This is a genomic window from Streptomyces sp. GMY02, assembly GCF_019056675.1.
Lineage (GTDB): Bacteria > Actinomycetota > Actinomycetes > Streptomycetales > Streptomycetaceae > Streptomyces > Streptomyces odonnellii.
In genome coordinates this window covers 6,762,490-6,781,113 of sequence record NZ_CP077658.1, presented here as the reverse complement: position 1 = coordinate 6,781,113, position 18,624 = coordinate 6,762,490, and the positions used below count along the sequence as shown (strand labels likewise).

Below are 18,624 nucleotides of genomic sequence, written 5' to 3'. Positions count from 1 at the left end.
CCCCAGCGGCATCAACGATCCCCAGCCGCATCCACGAATCGAAGGAATCCCCCCGTGACCAGTCTCAGTGTCGAGACGCTGGCAGCGGACACCGTCGAGCCGATCACCTCGGCGGGCAACGCCCAGCTCGGCGTGGCCGTGCTCGCCGGTATCGCCGTCATCGTCCTGCTCATCACCGTCGCCAAGCTCCATGCCTTTCTGGCCCTGACCATCGGCTCGCTGGCGCTCGGCGCCTTCGCGGGCGCCCCGCTGGACAAGGCCATAGCCAGCTTCACCGCCGGTCTCGGCTCCACCGTCGCGGGCGTCGGAGTGCTGATCGCGCTCGGCGCCATCCTCGGCAAGCTGCTCGCCGACTCCGGCGGCGCGGACCAGATCGTCGACACGATCCTCGCGAAGGCGGGCGGGCGCGCAATGCCCTGGGCGATGGTCCTCATCGCCTCGGTCATCGGGCTGCCGCTCTTCTTCGAGGTCGGCATCGTGCTGCTGATCCCGGTGGTGCTGCTGGTCGCCAAGCGCGGCAACTACTCGCTGATGCGGATCGGCATCCCGGCACTGGCCGGGCTCTCCGTGATGCACGGTCTGATCCCGCCGCACCCCGGGCCGCTCGTCGCGATCGACGCGATCGGCGCCAATCTGGGGGTCACCCTGGCGCTGGGCGTGGTCGTGGCCATTCCGACGGTGATCATCGCGGGGCCGCTCTTCTCCCGCTACGCGGCGCACTGGGTGGACATCCCGGCCCCCGACCGGATGGTGCCGCAGCGCACCTCCGAGAAGCTGGAGCGGCGGCCGAGCTTCGCCGCGACCGTCGCCACGGTACTGCTGCCGGTGGTGCTGATGCTGGGCAAGGCGCTGGTGGACATCGTCGTGGACGACCCGGAGAACACGGTCCAGCGGGTCGCGGACGTCGTCGGTTCACCGCTGATCGCGCTGCTCGCCGCCGTACTCGTCGGGCTCTTCACGCTGGGGCGCGCGGCCGGGTTCACCAAGGACCGGATCGCCTCGACCGTCGAGAAGTCGCTCGCGCCGATCGCGGGTGTGCTGATGATCGTCGGCGCGGGCGGCGGCTTCAAGCAGACTCTGATCGACTCGGGGGTGGGCCAGATGGTCCTGGACATCTCCAAGGACTGGTCGATCCCGGCCCTGCTGCTGGCCTGGCTGATCGCGGTGGCGATCAGGCTGGCGACCGGCTCGGCGACGGTGGCGACGATTTCGGCGGCCGGGCTGGTGGCGCCGCTGGCCGCGGACATGACCAGCACCCATGCCGCGCTGCTGGTGCTGGCGATCGGGGCGGGCTCGCTCTTCTTCAGCCATGTCAACGACGCGGGGTTCTGGCTGGTGAAGGAGTACTTCGGGATGAACGTCGGTCAGACGATCAAGACCTGGTCGGTGATGGAGACCCTGATCTCGGTGGTCGGTCTGGGCTGCGTGCTGCTGCTGTCGCTGGTGTTGTAGCGAGCGCCGCTGCTCTTTGAGCCGACTGTCGTTACGGGGCGGTTGTCGTTACGGGTCGGCTGCCCGTACGGGTCGGCTGCCCGCCCCGCCCGTGCCTCCCGTACGGGTCGGCCGTCCGCACGGAAGACACAGGCGGGGCGGGGCGCGCCGGGCTCAGTCACCTTTCCAGTGACGGTGCTCCCGCTCCGCCCACGCCCGGTCCACCGACCCGGTCCGCATCCCGCGCCGGGCCTCGGGGTCCCCGTACGCCATGCCGATGTGCCCGGCGAGGACGACACCGATGGCCAGGGCCAGCCAGTCATGGATGAAGGTGGCGCTCGTACGCCACATGACCGGGGCGAGCCCGGTGAACCACATCAGCAGCCCGGTGCCGAGCATCACCAGTACCGCCCCCGCGATCCAGGCCGCGTACAGCTTCTGCCCCGCGTTGAACTTCCCGGACGGCCGGGACACGGGTCGCGGGTCGCGCCGCAGTGCGGCGCGCAGCCACTCCTTGTCGTACGGCAGGAAGCGGTTCAGCCGGCCCAGATCGGCGCGGAAGGCCCGGGAGACGAGGCCGACGAGCACGGGCACCGGCAGCAGCAGCCCCGACCACTCGTGGACGGTGACCACGAGCAGGCGCCGGCCGACGAGTTCGGCGAGCTGGGGCAGATACAGACAGGCCGCGCTCGCCACGCACACCAGCATCAGGGCCCCGGTCGTACGGTGCACCCAGCGCTGGGCCGGGCCGAAACGCCGTACCCGCGCGGCGGCACCGCCCGCGTCAGACGGTGGGGGTGTCCTCGCGGCCGTTGGACCTGCCGACCCAGGCGTCGACGTCATAGCCGCGCTCCTCCCAGTAGCCGGGCTGTACGCCGTCGGTGACGGAGATCCCGGAGAGCCATTTCGCCGACTTGTAGAAGTACATCGGCGCCACATAGAGCCGGACCGGGCCGCCGTGCGCGTGCCCGATCTCCTTGTCCTGCATCTTCAGCGCCACCATCACATCGGCGCGGCGGGCCTGCTGGAGCGTCAGGCTCTCGCTGTACGCGCCGTCGAAGCAGGTGAAGCGGACCGCCTTGGCCTCCGGCCGCACCCCGGCCGCGTCGAGGAGGTCCGAGAGCCGTACGCCCTCGAAGGGGGTGTGCGGCACGCGCCAGCCGGTCACGCACTGCACGTCGCGCACGATCCGGGTCTGCGGCAGGTCCCGCAGCGCGTCGAGGGTGTACGTGGCGGGCCGGTCGACCAGTCCGCCGACCGTCAGCCGGTAGGTGTCCGGGCCCTTGCGGGGCACGGAGGCGGTGACGGAGTAGTAGCGGAAGCCGCCGCCGTTGGGCAGCAGTCCGGTCAGACCGGTCGGGTCCTTGTCGGCGGCCGAGCCGAGGAAGGCCTCGAATCCGCGCTGGAGCTGGGGCGCCGCGACAAGCCCCGCCGCGCCCAGGCCGAGCATGGAGAGCACCACGCGGCGGCCCACGGGCGCGCCCTCGGGCTCGCTCTGTTGAGGGTTCACCCATCGAGGAGAACACCCGCGGCGCCGGGAATCCAGGGGCCGCGGACATCCGTCAGACTTTCGTCAGAACCACGGAGTCAGAACCACGGACGGGACGGAACAGGGCCGGGCAGGGGCGCGGCAGAAGGCCGGGCGGAGGCGCGGGACAAAGCCGGGCAGGGGCACGGGACAAGGCAAGGCGCGGGACAAGGCGGGACACGGGCTCCGGCCGGCCGGTGGCCTGGCCTGACACCGGCCCGGCCCGCGGGCCGGTGTCAGCCGACCGCTTCCGCCGCCGCGCGGCCCGCCGTACGCCCCGAGAAAAGGCAACCGCCGAGGAAGGTCCCTTCGAGCGAGCGGTAGCCATGGACACCGCCGCCGCCGAACCCGGCCGCCTCGCCCGCCGCGTACACCCCCGGCAGCGGCTCGCCCCCCGCGGTCAGGACGCGCGAGGACAGGTCGGTCTCCAGGCCGCCGAGCGACTTGCGGGTCAGGATGTTCAGCCGTACGGCGATCAGCGGCCCGGCCGCCGGGTCGAGAATCCGGTGCGGCGGAACCGTACGGGTCAGCCGGTCGCCGAGATAGCCGCGGGCGCCCCGGATCGCGGTGATCTGGAGGTCCTTGGTGAAGGGGTGGGAGACCTCCCGGTCGCGCGCGGTGATCTCGTCGCGCAGCCGGTCCTCGTCGATCAGCGGCTCTCCCGTGAGCGCGTTCATCCCCCGTACCAGCGCCGCCAGATCGCGTTCGACGACGAAGTCCGCGCCGTTGTCCATGAACGCCTTGACCGGGCCCGGCACTTCGGCGCGTACCCGCCCGAAGACCCCGCGCACCGACTTGCCGGTCAGATCGGGGTTCTGCTCGGATCCCGAGAGCGCGAACTCCTTGCGGATGATGCGCTGGTCGAGGACGAACCAGGTGTGGTCGTGGCCGGAGCGCGTGATGTGCTCCAGCGTGCCGAGGGTGTCGAAGCCGGGGAAGAGCGGTACGGGCAGCCGCCGCCCGGTCGCGTCCAGCCAGAGCGAGGACGGTCCGGGCAGGATACGGATGCCGTGCCGGGCCCAGATGGGGTTCCAGTTCTCGATGCCCTCGGTGTAGTGCCACATCCGGTCGCGGTTGATGTGGTGCGCGCCGGCCGCCTCCGTGATGCCGAGCATCAGCCCGTCCACATGCGCGGGCACCCCGGAGAGCATCCTGCGGGGCGGGGTGCCGAGCCGCTCGGGCCACTGGGCGCGCACCAGGTCGTGGTTGCCGCCGATACCGCCGGAGGTCACGATCACGGCCTGCGCCCGCAGTTCGAAGGTCCCGGTCACCACACGGCTGCTCGCGGTGCCGCGTTCGGCGGCGCTCGGCTCCAGGATCTCGCCGGTCACGGTGTCGACGGCGCCCGCCGTGGCGGCGAGGCCGGTGACCCGGTGCCGGAACCGGAGGGTCACCAGCCCTTTGGCGACCCCCTCGCGCACCCGCCGCTCGAAGGGCGCGACCACCGCGGGCCCGGTGCCCCAGGTGATGTGGAAGCGCGGTACGGAATTGCCGTGCCCGGTGGCGTCGTACCCGCCGCGCTCGGCCCAGCCGACGACCGGGAAGAACCGTACGCCCTGCCGGTGGAGCCAGTCCCGCTTCTCGCCCGCGGCGAAGTCGACGTACGCCTCGGCCCAGGCGCGCGGCCAGCGGTCCTCGGGGCGGTCGAAGCCGGCGGTGCCCAGCCAGTCCTGGAGGGCCAGTTCGCGGCTGTCCCTGATCCGGAGGCGGCGCTGCTCGGGCGAGTCCACGAGGAACAGCCCGCCGAACGACCAGTGCGCCTGGCCGCCGAGCGACTGCTCGGGCTCCTGGTCGAGGACGATGACGGACCGGCCGGCGGCGGCGAGTTCGGCGGTGGCGACCAGGCCCGCGAGGCCCGCCCCGATCACGATCACATCAGCGTCGTAGGCCATGGTTTCCGTCCTTTGCCGGGCAGGAGGCTTCGGGGGCGAGTGGGTGGTCCGATCCTCCGTACGCGCGAGTAACGCGTCAACCGTTCGGATGGGGTTGGATGGAGCCCATGAGCGCTGCTGACGAGATCCTGGACATCGTCGACGAGGACGACCGTGTGGTCGGGCGCGCGCCGCGCGGCGAGATCTACGCGAAGGGCCTGCTCCACCGCTGTGTGTTCGTCTTCGTACGGGACGCGGAGGACCGGGTGTTCGTACACCGCAGGACCGCGGAGAAACTCGCCTTTCCTTCCCTGTACGACATGTTCGTGGGCGGTGTCGTGGGCTCGGGCGAGAGCTACGACGAGGCGGCGCTGCGGGAGGCCGAGGAGGAGCTGGGGGTGTCGGGCCTGGGCACTCCCGTACCGCTGTTCCCGTTCCGGTACGACGCCGAGGACGGGTCCTTCCGGGAGAGCGCGTATGTGTACGAGGTCCGCTGCCCGCAGCCGGTGAACCCGCAGGCCGAGGAGATCGCCTGGCACGCCTTCCTGCCGGAGGTGGAGCTGGAGCGGCGGCTCGACGAGTGGGCATGGGTGCCGGACGGGCTCGCGGCGTACGAGCGGCTGAGAGCCTTCCGCTCCGCCCGTGCCCCGCACGCGTAGGGTGCGGCGGGTGAGCGACTTCGCGCGGACCCTGCGGCTGTGGTTCGCTCCCGGGCGTATCGGCGACGAGGGCGAGACCCCGGACTACCGGTTCTCGCTGGCCAACGAGCGCACCTTCCTGGCCTGGATAAGGACGGCGCTGGCGCTGGTGGGCGGCGGTTTCGCGGTCGACCAGTTCCTGCCGGACCTGCGCTGGGGCGTACGGGTCGGGCTCGCGGTGGCGCTGCTGGCGGCCGGTGCGCTGTGCGCGCTGCGGGCGGTCAACCACTGGGTGCGCTGCGAGCGCGCGATGCGCCGCGGCGAGGACCTTCCGGTGTCCGGCTTCCCGACACTGCTGGCGCTGGCGGTGGGGCTGGTCGCCGTGGCGATGGTGGTCGTCGTGGTACTGGGCCTGGGCCGGAGCGGCTGATGGCGGAGGGCACGGACCGGGAGCACAGCCATGACCGGGACCCGGGGCTCCAGCCGGAGCGCACCCGGCTGGCCTGGCGGCGTACCACCCTGGCCTGCACGGTGGTGGCGGTACTGGCGGTCCGCCAGGCGGTCCAGGACAACTCGGCCGTGGCCCTGGCAGCCGTCGCGCTGACCGCACTGGTCTGGCTGAGCTTCCTGACCGTGGCCCACCGCCGCGCACAGACCCTGACGACGGCCAGCCCCCCGGCACTCCCGGCCCACACGGCGACCGCGACGGCGGTCTGCACCGTACTGCTTGCGGCCTGCGCGGTCATGGTGATGCTCTGACGCCGACCGCACCGGCTTCGGAGCCCCGCGTACGGTGGTCGCGTTCAGGATCGTGTCTCGCGCTGGAGGACTCCGTGACTGTCGCTCGTCTTGTGGCCACCGTCGCCGCACCGCTGGACCCGGCGTCCGCGGACGCTCCGCACGTGCTGCACTGGCCGGGACGCAGGTTTCTCGTGCAACGCGGTGACACCGAACTGGTGGTTCTCGACCTGGACCGGGAGGGAACGGAGGTCCGCTTCACCGCGCCGTGGCCCCGCCGGTACGGCTCGGTGACGGTCTCTCCCACGGGTGATGTGGCCGTCTTCGCCGGTGTACACGCGGTACGCGCCGTGGAAGCGACCGGAGCAACTCGGTGGGAGGTACGGCACGGCTGCTGGGGCGGCGCGTGCCCGCTGACACACACGTCGTTCGCGGAGTATGCCGACGACGACGAGGACCACCGGTATCCGGACAGCGGATCGGCCGCCGCGTCCGCCGACGGCAAGCTCGTCTGGGCCCACGTCCGCGGTCCCCTGAGTGACGACAACGAGCCGGACGAGGACGACCAGGAGCTGTGGCTCGTCCTGGACGCCGACGACGGCAGAGTCCTGGGGCGCGCCGAAACCGGGACCGTGGCCTCCGTCTCGTACCACACGCCGCACCCCGACCCGGCGCGGATGGGACTGAGCATCGGCGAGGGCGAGGAGGACTCGCCCGCCCTGTGGGGACGGTGGGACGGGCAGCGTCTGACCGCCGAGCAGATCGGCATCGAGCGGCTTCTGCTGGGGGTGAGCCCCTCCGGCGGGCGCCTCCTCACCGTTGACCTCGGGCAGTGGTCCCTCTGCCTGCACCGGGCGGAGGACCGCTCGGTCCTGCGGAAACTGGACGCCCAGGGCACTGTGCCGGCACACCCGGCAAGCACGGGCGAGGACCGCGTGTACTGGGACTACGAAGGCGCCTTCATCGACGATGACACCGTCATCGCCGGCACCTCCGAGTGCGACGCCCGGTACGGCACGGTCCGCCACTGGAGCATCGACACGCGAGGGATGACCCTGCGCGGCGAAGTCTCGTACCCCTTCCCCGTCTCCGGGCCGCCCCGCTCCGCGGGCGACGGCACCTGGTTCACGGTCTCGGAAGACCGTGGGGCCCTGCACCTGTGGCGGCCTGCCGACGAGGACTGACCGGACGCGAAGCGGCCCGCCGACCGGAGCCGGCGGGCCGCGTTCACGCGTGGACGTCCACCACGTCCGTGATGCGTGCTCCTAGTACCGCGTGGTGAGCCAGAACATCCTGAACCGTGTCTTGTCACTGGCTCCCCGGAACGGCTTCCCGCCCAGGTTCAGCGTCTTCTGGACCAGCGGCGCGCAGATCCCCTTGCACACGTTCCTCGATGTCCCGCCGTAGATGACCTCGTAGTCGGGGTTGCTCTTGACCCAGTTGAAGACGGCCTCCTCGGCGTGCTCGAACGCCTGGTTGCCGTCCTTGGTGAGCCTGCCCGGAACTGTCGATCCCTGGATGAAGTCCTCGCCGTTCTGGAGGACGTTCTGGCCGACCGCGCTGATGTCCTTGCCACCGGCCAGTGAGACCTTGTGGACGATGTCCCCCGTCTTCTTGTGGCGCACTCCGACCACGGCGACCGTCGACCAGCCGTGCCCCTTGCCCCACTGCTGCTTCAGATCGTCGGCCCGCTTCTGAGCCGCGATCGCCTCGTTCTCGTAGCCGCAGTTGTGGACCAGGACCGCGGTGTGACCCGTCCCCACGTAGTACGTGTGGACGCCCTCGACGGAGAGGTTGTAGACGCGGGCCGTACGGTGCGCGGTGTCGACCGCGGTGATCTGGACCCAGGTGCCGGCTGCCGTCCGCAGCCACATGCCGGGCTTCAGATCGCCGGCCTCGGCCCACCTGCCGAAGTCCGGCAGCCAGTACAGGTGTGCCGCGGTCGAGGTCAGCTTGAGCTGTGCCGCCTCGCCGTCCCCGTGGTCGGATCCGACCGTCAAGGTGACGAGATCCTTGGCCCCGGCGTGGTCGCGGGTGGCGGTGACCGTCCGGGCACGGGTGTCACCGGTCTCCGGGTCGGTGGCCACCACCTGGTCGCCGACGTCCAGCGACTCGATGTTCTGTGCGCTGCCGTCCGCGAGGACGACCTTCGTACCGGGGAGGAAGCTGTTGGTCTTGCAGCTCTTCGCATCTGGCTGCTCGGGCTTCTTCGCCGTCGGCGCGTCCGCCTTGCGCGCGTCGTTGGCCGCGTCGACGGCGCCCTCGGCGCCGTTCGCCGCCTTGCGGGCGTCGTTGACCGTGTCGGCGGCGTCGATGCCCTTCTTCGCGTATCTGCCGGCCTTGACGGCCGTCGCCCCGTAACCCACCAGCGGGATCGCCGAGGTCATGGACAGCGCGGCGTCGACGTAGTTGCCCTCGGCCGCGTACCAGATGCCGTTGGCGACGTCCGCGACCTCGCCGACCACCGGGACCAGGCCCACCACGTCGAGCGTGGCGTGGCCGATGTCGGACAGGGAGAGGCCGAAGAGATGGCCGTCGAGTTCGATGAAGGTGATCGGGTTGCCGCCGGCGAAGGCGTAGCGGTTGCCGGTGAACGGGTCGGTGGCCAGGGACATGTCGGCCAGGGCGCCGCCGTACGAGTCACGGGTCAGGAAGCGGTTCAGACCCGGGTCGTAGTTGCGGAAGCCCATGTCGTACGTTCCCGACGCGCCGTCCCAGCGCGAGGAGTTGAAGCGGAAGGCGTTGTACGCGCCGGCGCTCGTCTCGCCGCCGCTGTCCGGCTTGTCGGCGCCGGTCGTCTGCGCCGAGTCGGCACTGCCGTAGGCGGTGTAGCCGTATGTGGCGCGGGTCCTGCCGTCCTCCTTCGTGATGGCTTCGATGTCACCGCGCGGGCTGGTGACGTACTGCGAGTACTCCCTGGCGCCACCGTCCTTGTGCGTGATCTGTGTGGCCCGCCGGCCGCCGGCCAGGTACTGATAGTCCTTGTCGGTCTTGCCGTCGACCGTCTCCCGCAGGAGCGTGCTGTCGAGCCCTAGGTACGTGAACGCCGTGGTCTTCGCCTCGGTGCCGGAGGTCGTCTGGGAGACCGTCCGGTCGAAGGGGTCGAAGAGGTACGCGGTGGTCTGCGCACCCGCGCCGGAGCCGGCACGGACCTTCACCGTACGGTCGAAGCCGTCGTAGTAGTACTTCTCGGCCGTCCGGCCACCGGTACTGACCGTGTCGAGACGGCCGAGCGGGTCGTAGTTGTAGGTGGATGTCACGCCCTGGGACGTCGCCGAGAGGAGCCGGTTGCGGTCGTAGCGCTGCGTCGTGGTGACGCTGTCCACCGTCTGCTCGGTGATGTTGCTGTTGCGGTCGTAGGTGTACGACTCGGTCGACGGGTTGTCACCCGCCTTGGTGACCTTGGCGATCCGGTCCTGCGGGTCGTAGTCAAAGGTATAGGTGTTGTTGATGTAGGCCGAGTTGTCGTCGGCGTTCATCAGCTTGAGCACATCCTTGGAGCGGTGCCCGTTGGGCGAGTACTCCAGGTCGTGCTGGGAGACCACCGCTCCGCCGGACGTCCTCTCCAGCGACCGCCTGACCGACCCGTCCAGGTAGTAGGTCATGTCGAGCGTGTTGCCGTTGGGCTTGGTCTGCTTGAGCAGCATCCCGCGGGCGGTGTAGGTCATCGTCGAGATCTGCTGATCACCGGCCGTCGGCGAATCCGCGTTGGTGACCTTCCTGACCAGGTCCCGCTCGTCGTACTCGATCTTCGACCAGGTCAGATCGTGGGTGGAGGTGAGCGGGTTGCCGTTCTCGTCGTAGGTCATCGCGGTGGTGTTCTTCACCGTGCCGCCGTCGAGTTCCTCGACCTTGCTGATCCGGTTCAGACCGTCGTACGCGATCCGGTACGTGTCGGCCTTCGCGCCCGGCGAACGGTCCTGGACCTCGACCATGTTGCCGTTGGCGTTGTACTTGTAGGTGAAGTCCTTCTTCTCGTTGTCCGTTTCGGCGGAGTTGGAGCGGACGAGCTTCACCGTGTCGGCGAGGACCGTGCCGTTGGCTGCGTCGGTCAGCGTGACCTTCTGCGGACCGTCCTCGACGAACGAGTAGGACCCCAGCGAGATCCACTCGCCCGGCCGCTGGGTCTGGTCAACGGTCTTCGTGGCGCTGCCACCGTCGTGGTCGACCTTGAACTTCGCGTCGCTCGCGGCGCCGGTCATCCGCGGATGCCGCGCGAAGACCTCGTACGTGCCGTCCTGCGGGATGTTGAGCTGCCAGGTGAACGATGCGGTGCCGGTGCCGGCCGGGTGCGAATAGGTGTCGTAGCCGTACTGCTGCTCTGCCTGCGTACGGGCCCAGTTCCCCTGGATCGCGGTGTTGTTGAAGTCCGAGCTGTCGACCAGGACGACCTGCCTGCCGACGGGCACACCGTCGTCGGAGCGTGCCTTCTGGTTGCCCGACCGGTAGTAGTCCCAGGTCATGGTGCGCTGCTGGGAACCGCCCGCCGAGGTCAGCGTGTTCTTCGTCTGCTGACCGAGGTCGTTGTACTGGTAGGACGTGGTGATGTCCCACGGATCCTTCGCGGTCTCCGTCCAGCCGTTGTCGTAGTGGGTGTACTCGGTGACGTTGCGGACCGACTGCCCGTCCGACGGCGGTGCGGAGACGGAACTCAGATTGCCGACCGAGTCGTAGAAGTAGAACGTCGAGTCCGGGGTGTTGTAGCGGACGTCCGAGGTGTCGAACGGTGAGCGTTCCTCCTTCACCCGGTTCAGCTCGTCGTAGACGGTCTCCGAGGTGAAGTCGGTGGCATCGCCGGTGGTGGCGACGCCGCGCGGAGTGATCGTCTTCGTCCGGTTGCCGGCCTGGTCGTACTCGTACTTGGTGGTCCGGTGGCTGACGGTGCCGGAACCGTCCTTGTCCAGCGGGATCTTGGACTCGGTGAGCGTGCCCCGCTCGTCGTACACGGCGAGCGACTCATTGCCTTCCGCGTCCGTCTGCCCGACGGTCAGGCCGTCCTTGTCGTAGCGGGCGGAGGTGAACTTGCCGATCGCGTCGGTCGTCTTCACCACACGGCCGTTCAGGTCGTACTCGTACTTCGTGGTGTAGTCGTCGGGATCGGCGGTGGCGTTCTTGCGGGGGTCGACGACCTTGGTGACATTGCCGACGGCGTCATACGCCACCGTGGCCTTGTTCCCCTGGGCGTCCACCATCTCGATCGGCTGATAGACCGCGTCGTACAGCGTGGTGGCCGTGAAGTCGCCGGCCTCGGGTGTCCGGTTGCCCTCCGGCCCGGTGACCGTGAGGACATTGCCGACCTTGTCGAACGTGGTCGTCGTCCTGCGGCCCGGGTCGGTCGGCTCGTCGCCGGGGTCGACGCTTTCGACGACCTGATCGGCCTTGTCGTACACCGAGGTCGAGACAGTCCCGTTGGGCGCCGTCACCTTGGTGATGTTGTCGTTGGCGTCGTAGACCGGGGCGGGCGTGACGACGAAGTCGTTCTCCGCCTGCTTGACGGGCTCCTTCTTCTCCAGGGGACGGCCGAAGGTGTCGTAGGTCTGGGTGACCTTGGCGCCCTTGGCGTTGGTGACCTCAAGTACGTTGCCGCGCTCGTCGTACGCGAAGGCGGAGGGGTTGTCCAGCGCGTCGGTGATCACCGCCGGATAGCCGGTCGGCTGGAAGTCGCTGTTGACGGTGGCGTGGCCGTTGGCGTCGGTCGACTTGGTCAACAGGCCGTATGCGTCGTACTCCGACTTCGACGTGTAGTCGTCGGGTGCCGGCGTCGCCACGCCCTTGGGATCGGTGACCGAGGTCGGATTGCCCCTGGTGTCGTAACCGAACTGCCAGGTGCGGCCCTCGGGTGACTTCTTCCGGAAGAGGTCCGCGACATGGCCGTTGAGCCCGGTGGAGTAGGTGAAGGTCTGCGCGGCCGTGCCGTTCTTGTTGGCCTCGGCGTCCTTCTGCTCCAGCGGATAGCCGGTCTTCGGGTCGTACGACCAGGTCGAGACCGCCCCGTTGGCCTCCTCCAGCCGCGTGACATTGTTGTCGGCGTCCCAGCCGAGCTTTGTCGTCTCCGACTTGGCGTTGGTGATCTCGGTGGGACGCCCGTAGCCGTCCAGGACATGGGTGGCCGCGTTGTTCTCGGCGTCCGTCACCTGGGTGCGGACGACCGAGCCCGCCTGGCCGTCCGGGTCGGTGTAGACGTAGCCCGTGGTGCCGCCGAGGCGGTCGGTGATGGTCTGGGTGTTCCAGTGGAACTTCGGGTTGTCGCCCTCGTTCGGGTAGTAGTAGTCGAGCGAGGTCGCGTTGGAGCGCGGGTCGGTGGCCTTGACCAGCTTGACGTTCTTGTTGCCCTGCGTGGCGTCGTACTCGAAGAGGAAGACCTTCGGCTGGGCCGACCCCGCACCGTCGGTGAGGGTGGTGAGCAATCCCTTGTCGGAGTACTCGAAGGTGAGTTTCCGCCCGGAGATGTCCGTCATCGACTTGACATGGTCGATGATCTTCGGATTGTTCGAGTCGGACTTCGTGTAGTAGTCGACCGTCAGCGACTGGCGGCCCGCCGGATCGGTGATGTACTGAAGGAACTTGACCGGCTTGTTGTTCGACTTGCGCGAGGCGTACGTGTACGTCTGCGTGTTGCCGTTCTTGTCGACGATCGACGACAGATAGCCGTCGCAGTCGAAGAAGAACTGCGTACGGTCCGGCCGGGTCATCGACCAGGCCTTCGGGTCACCGTCGCTGGAGGGCTTGCAGTCGGCGCCCGTGCCCTGCTGGAGCAGATAGTGGACGCCCGCCGGAGCCTTCCAGGTTCCGTCGTCCTGCTTGCGGAAGGTGTGCTCGGTGCCGTCGCCGTCGGGCAGCGTCACCTCGCGCGGATCCGGATTCGGATGGAAGTCCAGCGGGGCACCGAGCCGGAGCGGCCCGGCGGCCTGGGCCGACCAGCCGTGGCCGAGGACGGTGTCGGAGGTGTCCTGGGTGTTGTACGCGAAGCGCACGAACGTCGACAGTCCGCGCCCCGGGTTGCTGAAGGCGTTGTACTGCCAGACGGAGTTGCCCGCGTACAGGTTGGTCACCAGCGACGACCCGGCGCCGGTGTTCTTCCCCGCGTACGAGTAGAACTTCTCCAGACCGAGCTGGTTCGAGGTCGGGTCCTCGGTGCGTACGTTCTGTGCGAGCGCCGGGATGGATTCGGTGGCCGAGAGCCAGGTACCGGCGGTCTTGTCGCGCAGATCCCACTTGAGGACATAGTCGAGCCGCTTGTTGCCGGAATCGGAATTGACGGGCGCCTTCAGAGCCGCCTTCACGGTGACGGTGTCACCGGGGTGGACGTCCTTCGGGAGCGCCGTCTCCATCTGGTTGCCGCCGGTCGTGGCGTCCGTACCGTCGGGCAGTGACCAGGTGTACGACAGGGCCCGGTCGGCGGCCTTCCACACCGAGGTGGTGGTGTTGGTCAGAGTGACATCGACGGTGTACTCGTCCCCGGGGATCATCCGCGCCGGGGTGTACGGCGCGAAGTACGTGGACTCCGTCGACTTGTCGATGTACGTGACGACGAGCTGCGGACGCAGTTGCGGCTCCTCGGCCTCCGAGGAGAGGAAGATGGTGCGCTCCTGCGGGCCGCTCGTGGACTCGTCCTTGAGCTTGACCACGAGACCCTTGTTGGTCGCCGGGTCGCGCACCCAGTCCTGCGCGAGTGAGGTGACGTACCAGCTCTGCCGCGCCGGGTCGTTGGTGACGGAACCGATCGTGTCGGCGACCGCGGTGCCGGTGTCGCCGCCCGGAGTGGTCCACCCGGTGGTCGCGTCGGCCATGTTCCAGGACGCGGTCGCCTCGTCGAAGTCCCGGTTCAGACCGCGCACTTCGTAGAGGGCGCCGGAGGTCCCGGTGGTGGTGACGGTGCCCCACAGATCGAGCTGGGACTCCAGTACGCGGGCACTCGACGGGATCTGCCCCAGCCCGGGGAACTTCAGCAGCGCCCGGGTCTTGCCGTAGGTCGCGGAGTTGTTGCCCACCGACAGCCAGGGGTGGCCGATGCCGGACTCGGTGAGCGCGTCATGGCCGGTCGTCGGCTGGGCCGAGGAGAGAGTGGTGTCGGCCGCGCTGCCCTGGAGCACCACGGTCGTACGGCCCGCCTTGGGCAGCCGGACCAGCCGGGTGGGGGCCGGAACGATCTGACCGTCGCGGGTCTTCACCGCGACCATGTAGTAGAAGACATTGCCGAACGCGTCGACGGAGTCGGCGGGGGTCGGGGTCGCCGTGGTGTCGGTGAAGGCGGTGTCGGTGGACGCGACCGGGGAGACCAGCGTCTGCGGCGACGGGGTGAAGGTCTGGAAAACGCTGCGGTGCACCTGGTACTCGACGATGTCGTCGCCCGTGCCGACCGGGTCCTGATCCCGGTACGGGGACCACTTCAGCTCGGCGCCGGTGGAGTGGACGATCTCGGGCGCGTCCAGGGTGGTCCCGGGGCGGCCCCAGGTCAGCACCAGCTTCGGGTAGTTGGCGACCTCGCCCTTGTACGCGTACTCCGCGGCCTCGTAGCGGGGGCCGCCCTTCGGCGCGGTCGCGGACTCGTCGGCGGCCTTCACCACGAAGCCGTGATTGAGGTTCGTGCCGTCGATCCAGGACTGGACGGTGTCCTTCACCGAGAAGGAGTGCCAGGTGTTGGCGGCGGAGGCCTTCTTGGTGACGGTGGCGTCCTTGGTGAGCCGTACGGCGTCCGCGATGACCGCCTTGGTGGTGTCGGCGGTGTCACCGAGGACGACCTTGCCGGCCGTACCGGCCTTGAAGGGGTGGCTGCCCAGCGTCTGCCACACACCGTTGGTGCCGGCGGCCTGGTTGACGGGGTAGGTCTTCGTACCCCCGTCGTAGGTGACGGTGTACGGCGCGTTGGTGGCCCGGTCGGTGGCCGGTACGTAGTGGGCGTCGACCCGGTACGTGCCGTCCTCGGGAAGCTTCGGCTGCCAGGTGTAGGTGTCGCCGGTGACCGTGTCCTTGTTGGCCAGATAGTCCTTGTTGACCGCGTACGGGGTGAGCCCGGTGTTGGTGGAGGCGGGCCAGGCACCCTTGGCGGCGGTCAGCCCTGGGTCGCCGTCGTCCACGAGGGTCGAGGTTCCGGACAGCTCGCCGGTGAGGTCCTTGGCGGTGTTCCAGGTGGCGGTGGACTCGTTCCAGGCGGCGGTGGCGCGGTGCGCCTCCAGCGGAACGGCGGTGCCGTCCGTGGTGTGCGTCTGGTCGTAGTAGAGCTGGAGGTTCGCGGCGTCCAGCCTGGTGCCCGCGGGGACTCCGGTGAGCGGGAACTTGAGCAGGGCGCGTGACGAACCGGTGGTGGTGTTGCCGACCGACAGCCGCCACAGGCCGTCGTAGTTGTCGTCCGGCCCGTCCGAGGAGATCATCACGTCCTGGGACTGGGTGACGGTCGGTGAGATCGAGATCGTGGGATCGACCACGACGGGGTACGTACGGTCCTTCGCCGCCAGCCAGCCGGGATCCGGACGCAGACTCAGCGCGTACGTCCCGTCCCCGCCGGTGAGCTTCTGCCGTACGGCGTCGGTGCCCGTCGTACCGTACGGAGAGGAGCTGTCCTTCCGGGCATCCGTCATGAACGGCGCGGGGATGACCAGTTCGGGGCGGCGTTCTCCCGCGCTCTCGCTGTAGAGCGCGATGGAGCCGTTCCTGAGCTGCTTGGCGCTCAGGCCGTGTGTGGTGAGCGTGAAGTCGTACGAGGGAGTGCCGGCGGGCCGCTCGGACAGCACGATGCCCTCTTTGACGGTGCCGTTTCCGACCGTGTACGTGAGGTCCGCGCCGGCGCCGAAGGCGTTCTCGTACGTGACGGTCGAGCCGTCGACCCGGGGTGTGAGCTTCCCGGCGCCCTTGGTGGCCTTGGAGTCCCCGGTGCCCTTGAGGCCGTCGACCGGCTTCACACCGAGAACGACCCAGTGGCCCTTGTCCAGTTCGAAGCGGACGAGTTCGCCGGGGCGTTCACCGAAGTAGGTGCGGGCGGTATTGGTGGTGTTGGCGTAGGTGTACGCGTCCCGGTCGGAGCCGCGCACCGTGGTGTCGATCGGCTTCCAGCCCTTGCCGACGGCGTAGTCGGTGGGCAGGGCCGAGATCTCCGACCGCACCCGGCCGTCGGAGAGCTGCCAGTAGCGGGCGTTGGCTGTGCGTCTCTCCTTGAGTTCCTTCACCCGTTTCGGCGGGGAGGCCGCTCTGCCCTTCGGAAGACGCTCATTGCTCACCACCCCGGAGTCGGGCAGTCCTGGAGGTTCGGCATCGCGTTCGGCGCCGCTCTTGTCGTTGTCGACGCCGAAGAGGCTTCTCAGGCCGGCGGCTATCCCGCCCGGGTCCGTGGAGGCGGCGAACGCCGGCTGCGGAGTGCCCGCCGCGAGGACCGCCAGGGCCCCGCAGATCGCCAACCGACGTCTTACAGGTGGTCCGAACATCGCGTTCCCCTTTGTGAGGGCATACGGAACCAGGCCCTGTGCGCGCGTACGCGCGGTGCCTGCTGGAACATGACGGATCACATCGGCAGCCGGGGGCCACCGTCAGCGGAGAGTTGTACTGGTTCGGGAGGGGTTCGTGTCAAGCGTCAGAACATTGACCCCAAATGCGACTTAGCGCCACCATGCGGCCGACCGTACGGGTGGCCCGTCGGAGGGACCGCCTGACGAACCGCCCGACGAGCCGCGCGACGGACCGCCTGACGGACCGTCGCCGGTTCCCTTCCGGTCCGCGCGCCGCCCGGCCGTGCCCGGGCCGGAAGAGCGGCCGTGGAGCCGTAGATAGAACGTCTCCAAGGACTCCTCGGGCCCCACAACGAAACGATTCACCACACGGCCCAGCGGGTTCCACACCCGGCCGTCCGGGAGTCGTACCCCCACGGACTGTCCGAACATGGCCCGCTGGTCGTCGTCGAAGTCCACCCACACCGCGCCGGCTCTGCGCACCAGTACCTCGCCCACGTACGCGCCGAGACCGCGCAGGGTCTCGGCGACCTGCCCCAGCGCCGCGCCCCCACCGCGCAGGCCCTCGATGATGAAGTCCACGACCCGCAGACTGGCGACCGTGTAGTCCAACGGCAGCCGGTTGCGCGCCGTCAGAGTGCTCACCACGGACGAAACATAGCCACGCATCTGCGCGGCGGAAGGCATCGGCTCCGGCATTCGCTCCCCCATGGCTCTCGCCACCCCTTCACCTCGGCTCGTCGGCCGTCCGCCGGCGTCGGTCCCGTCGCGCGGACTGCCGTCTGCGGGAGAGCGGCTCGCTCCCCCTCAGGGGAGAGCGCGGCTCACGCCCGTACCATCACCGGAGCCCGGCGCGGTACGGTGCCGAAGCGGGACTGGACGGCATACCGACTGGTCGGCATGATTAGCGGCAGGCTGTGCGGCCCGTACGGTCTTCGCTTCCGGAGGTTGGCAGATGAGCCCAGTCCCCCCGCCAGGACTCGACCCCGAGCGGCTGCGCGCGCATCTCGGCCGCGCGCTCCCCGGGCTGGTGAGCGGGCCGCTGGAGGCGCGGCTGATCGAGGGCGGCCGTTCGAATCTGACGTACACCGTCTCGGACGGCACCCGGCGCTGGGTGGTCCGCAGGCCGCCGCTGGGCCATGTCCTGGCCACCGCCCATGACATGAGACGCGAGTACCGGGTGATCGAGGCGCTCCACCCGACGGCCGTGCCGGTGCCGGAGCCGCTGCTGCTCTGCGAGGACGAGTCGGTCCTGGGCGCGCCCTTCTATCTGATGGAGCAGGTGGCGGGCACCGCGTACCGTACGGCCGAACAGCTCGCCCCGCTCGGGCCCGCGCGCACCCGCGCCGCTCTCCTCGCGCTCGTCGACACCCTGGTCGAGCTGCACGCCGTCGACCCGGAGGCGGTCGGTCTCGGTGACTTCGGGCGGCCCGAGGGCTTTCTCGACCGGCAGCTCCGCCGCTGGGCCAAGCAGCTCGACGCCTCCCGTGGCCGCGAGCTGGCCGGGATCGGCGAGCTGCACGCCGCCCTCGGCCGCGCGCTGCCCGCCTCGCCCCCGCCCACGGTGATCCATGGCGACTACCGGCTCGACAACGTACTGCTGGGCGAGGACGACCGGATCAACGCGGTCCTGGACTGGGAGATGTCCACGCTCGGCGATCCGCTCACCGATCTGGGGCTGCTGGTGATGTACAGCGAGCCCCTGGAGGTGGCGGACTCCCCGGTCAGTACGACGGCGGGCGCCGCGGGACACCCGACGCCGGGCGAGCTGATCGAGCGGTACGCGGAGCGCTCGGGCCGGGACACCTCCGCCATCGCCTGGTACACGGCCTTCGCCTGGTTCAAGCTCGCCGTGATCCTGGAGGGCATCCACTACCGCTACACCCTCGGCCGGACCGTGGGGCCCGGCTTCGACCGGATCGGCGCCCTCGTACCGGTCTTCATCCAACACGGTCTCACCACCCTCCAGGAAGGCTGAG

Annotated in this window: 11 protein-coding genes; 6 read left to right on the top strand and 5 right to left on the bottom strand. The window is 69.5% G+C overall.

Annotation, left to right across the window (positions count from 1 at the left end):
- Positions 1–54: 54 nt before the first annotated feature.
- Complete coding sequence (locus tag KQY30_RS28885; RefSeq protein WP_217309395.1) at positions 55–1,452, top strand: GntP family permease; 1,398 nt, start codon at positions 55–57, stop codon at positions 1,450–1,452.
- Positions 1,453–1,605: 153 nt separating this feature from the next.
- Here the strand turns inward: KQY30_RS28885 and KQY30_RS28880 are convergent, their stop codons facing one another.
- The 3 genes from KQY30_RS28880 to KQY30_RS28870 form a co-directional block, all read right to left on the bottom strand.
- Positions 1,606–2,274, bottom strand: a complete 669-nt coding sequence (locus KQY30_RS28880) for a cytochrome b/b6 domain-containing protein (protein WP_217309393.1) — start codon at positions 2,272–2,274, stop codon at positions 1,606–1,608.
- Positions 2,216–2,881, bottom strand: a complete 666-nt coding sequence (locus tag KQY30_RS28875) for a molybdopterin-dependent oxidoreductase (protein ID WP_217311383.1) — start codon at positions 2,879–2,881, stop codon at positions 2,216–2,218. The genes KQY30_RS28880 and KQY30_RS28875 overlap by 59 nt, the downstream gene beginning before the upstream one ends.
- 314 nt (positions 2,882–3,195) lie before the next feature.
- Positions 3,196–4,851 carry an FAD-binding dehydrogenase gene (locus KQY30_RS28870; RefSeq protein WP_217309392.1) on the bottom strand — a complete coding sequence of 552 codons (1,656 nt, stop codon included), beginning with the start codon at positions 4,849–4,851 and terminating at the stop codon, positions 3,196–3,198.
- A gap of 107 nt (positions 4,852–4,958) precedes the next feature.
- Here KQY30_RS28870 and KQY30_RS28865 point away from each other — a divergent pair, with 107 nt between their 5' ends.
- The 4 genes from KQY30_RS28865 to KQY30_RS28850 all read left to right on the top strand — a co-directional run bounded on the left by KQY30_RS28865 (position 4,959) and on the right by KQY30_RS28850 (position 7,390).
- A complete protein-coding gene (locus KQY30_RS28865; RefSeq protein ID WP_217309390.1) occupies positions 4,959–5,489 on the top strand; it encodes an NUDIX domain-containing protein in 531 nt (176 codons plus the stop codon).
- Positions 5,490–5,499: 10 nt separating this feature from the next.
- Positions 5,500–5,898: a YidH family protein gene (locus KQY30_RS28860; protein ID WP_217309388.1), complete on the top strand. Its 399-nt coding sequence runs from the start codon at positions 5,500–5,502 to the stop codon at positions 5,896–5,898.
- Positions 5,898–6,227 (top strand): DUF202 domain-containing protein, encoded by a 330-nt coding sequence (locus tag KQY30_RS28855; protein WP_217309386.1) that lies wholly within the window; start codon positions 5,898–5,900, stop codon positions 6,225–6,227. The genes KQY30_RS28860 and KQY30_RS28855 overlap by 1 nt, the downstream gene beginning before the upstream one ends.
- A 74-nt stretch (positions 6,228–6,301) precedes the next feature.
- A complete protein-coding gene (locus KQY30_RS28850) occupies positions 6,302–7,390 on the top strand; it encodes a hypothetical protein (protein ID WP_217309384.1) in 1,089 nt (362 codons plus the stop codon).
- Positions 7,391–7,471: 81 nt separating this feature from the next.
- Here the strand turns inward: KQY30_RS28850 and KQY30_RS28845 are convergent, their stop codons facing one another.
- Positions 7,472–16,624 carry a DNRLRE domain-containing protein gene (locus KQY30_RS28845; RefSeq protein WP_217309383.1) on the bottom strand — a complete coding sequence of 3,051 codons (9,153 nt, stop codon included), beginning with the start codon at positions 16,622–16,624 and terminating at the stop codon, positions 7,472–7,474.
- A gap of 171 nt (positions 16,625–16,795) precedes the next feature.
- On the bottom strand, positions 16,796–17,293 hold the full coding sequence (locus KQY30_RS28840) for a hypothetical protein (RefSeq protein ID WP_367997448.1): 498 nt from the start codon (positions 17,291–17,293) through the stop codon (positions 16,796–16,798).
- Between the two features lie 307 nt (positions 17,294–17,600).
- On the opposite strand from KQY30_RS28840, the gene KQY30_RS28835 reads away from it, so the two are divergent.
- On the top strand, positions 17,601–18,623 hold the full coding sequence (locus KQY30_RS28835) for a phosphotransferase family protein (protein WP_217309381.1): 1,023 nt from the start codon (positions 17,601–17,603) through the stop codon (positions 18,621–18,623).
- The last annotated feature ends 1 nt before the right edge of the window (position 18,624 follow it).

Excerpts from the sequence above, each read along its gene's own strand:
- KQY30_RS28875 (WP_217311383.1), bottom strand. The coding sequence starts at position 2,881 with ATGCTCGGCCTGGGCGCGGCGGGGCTTGTCGCGGCGCCCCAGCTCCAG.
- KQY30_RS28845 (WP_217309383.1), bottom strand. The coding sequence starts at position 16,624 with ATGTTCGGACCACCTGTAAGACGTCGGTTGGCGATCTGCGGGGCCCTG.
- KQY30_RS28880 (WP_217309393.1), bottom strand. The coding sequence starts at position 2,274 with ATGACGTCGACGCCTGGGTCGGCAGGTCCAACGGCCGCGAGGACACCC.
- KQY30_RS28835 (WP_217309381.1), top strand. The coding sequence starts at position 17,601 with ATGAGCCCAGTCCCCCCGCCAGGACTCGACCCCGAGCGGCTGCGCGCG.
- KQY30_RS28865 (WP_217309390.1), top strand. The coding sequence starts at position 4,959 with ATGAGCGCTGCTGACGAGATCCTGGACATCGTCGACGAGGACGACCGT.
- KQY30_RS28870 (WP_217309392.1), bottom strand. The coding sequence starts at position 4,851 with ATGGCCTACGACGCTGATGTGATCGTGATCGGGGCGGGCCTCGCGGGC.
- KQY30_RS28855 (WP_217309386.1), top strand. The coding sequence starts at position 5,898 with ATGGCGGAGGGCACGGACCGGGAGCACAGCCATGACCGGGACCCGGGG.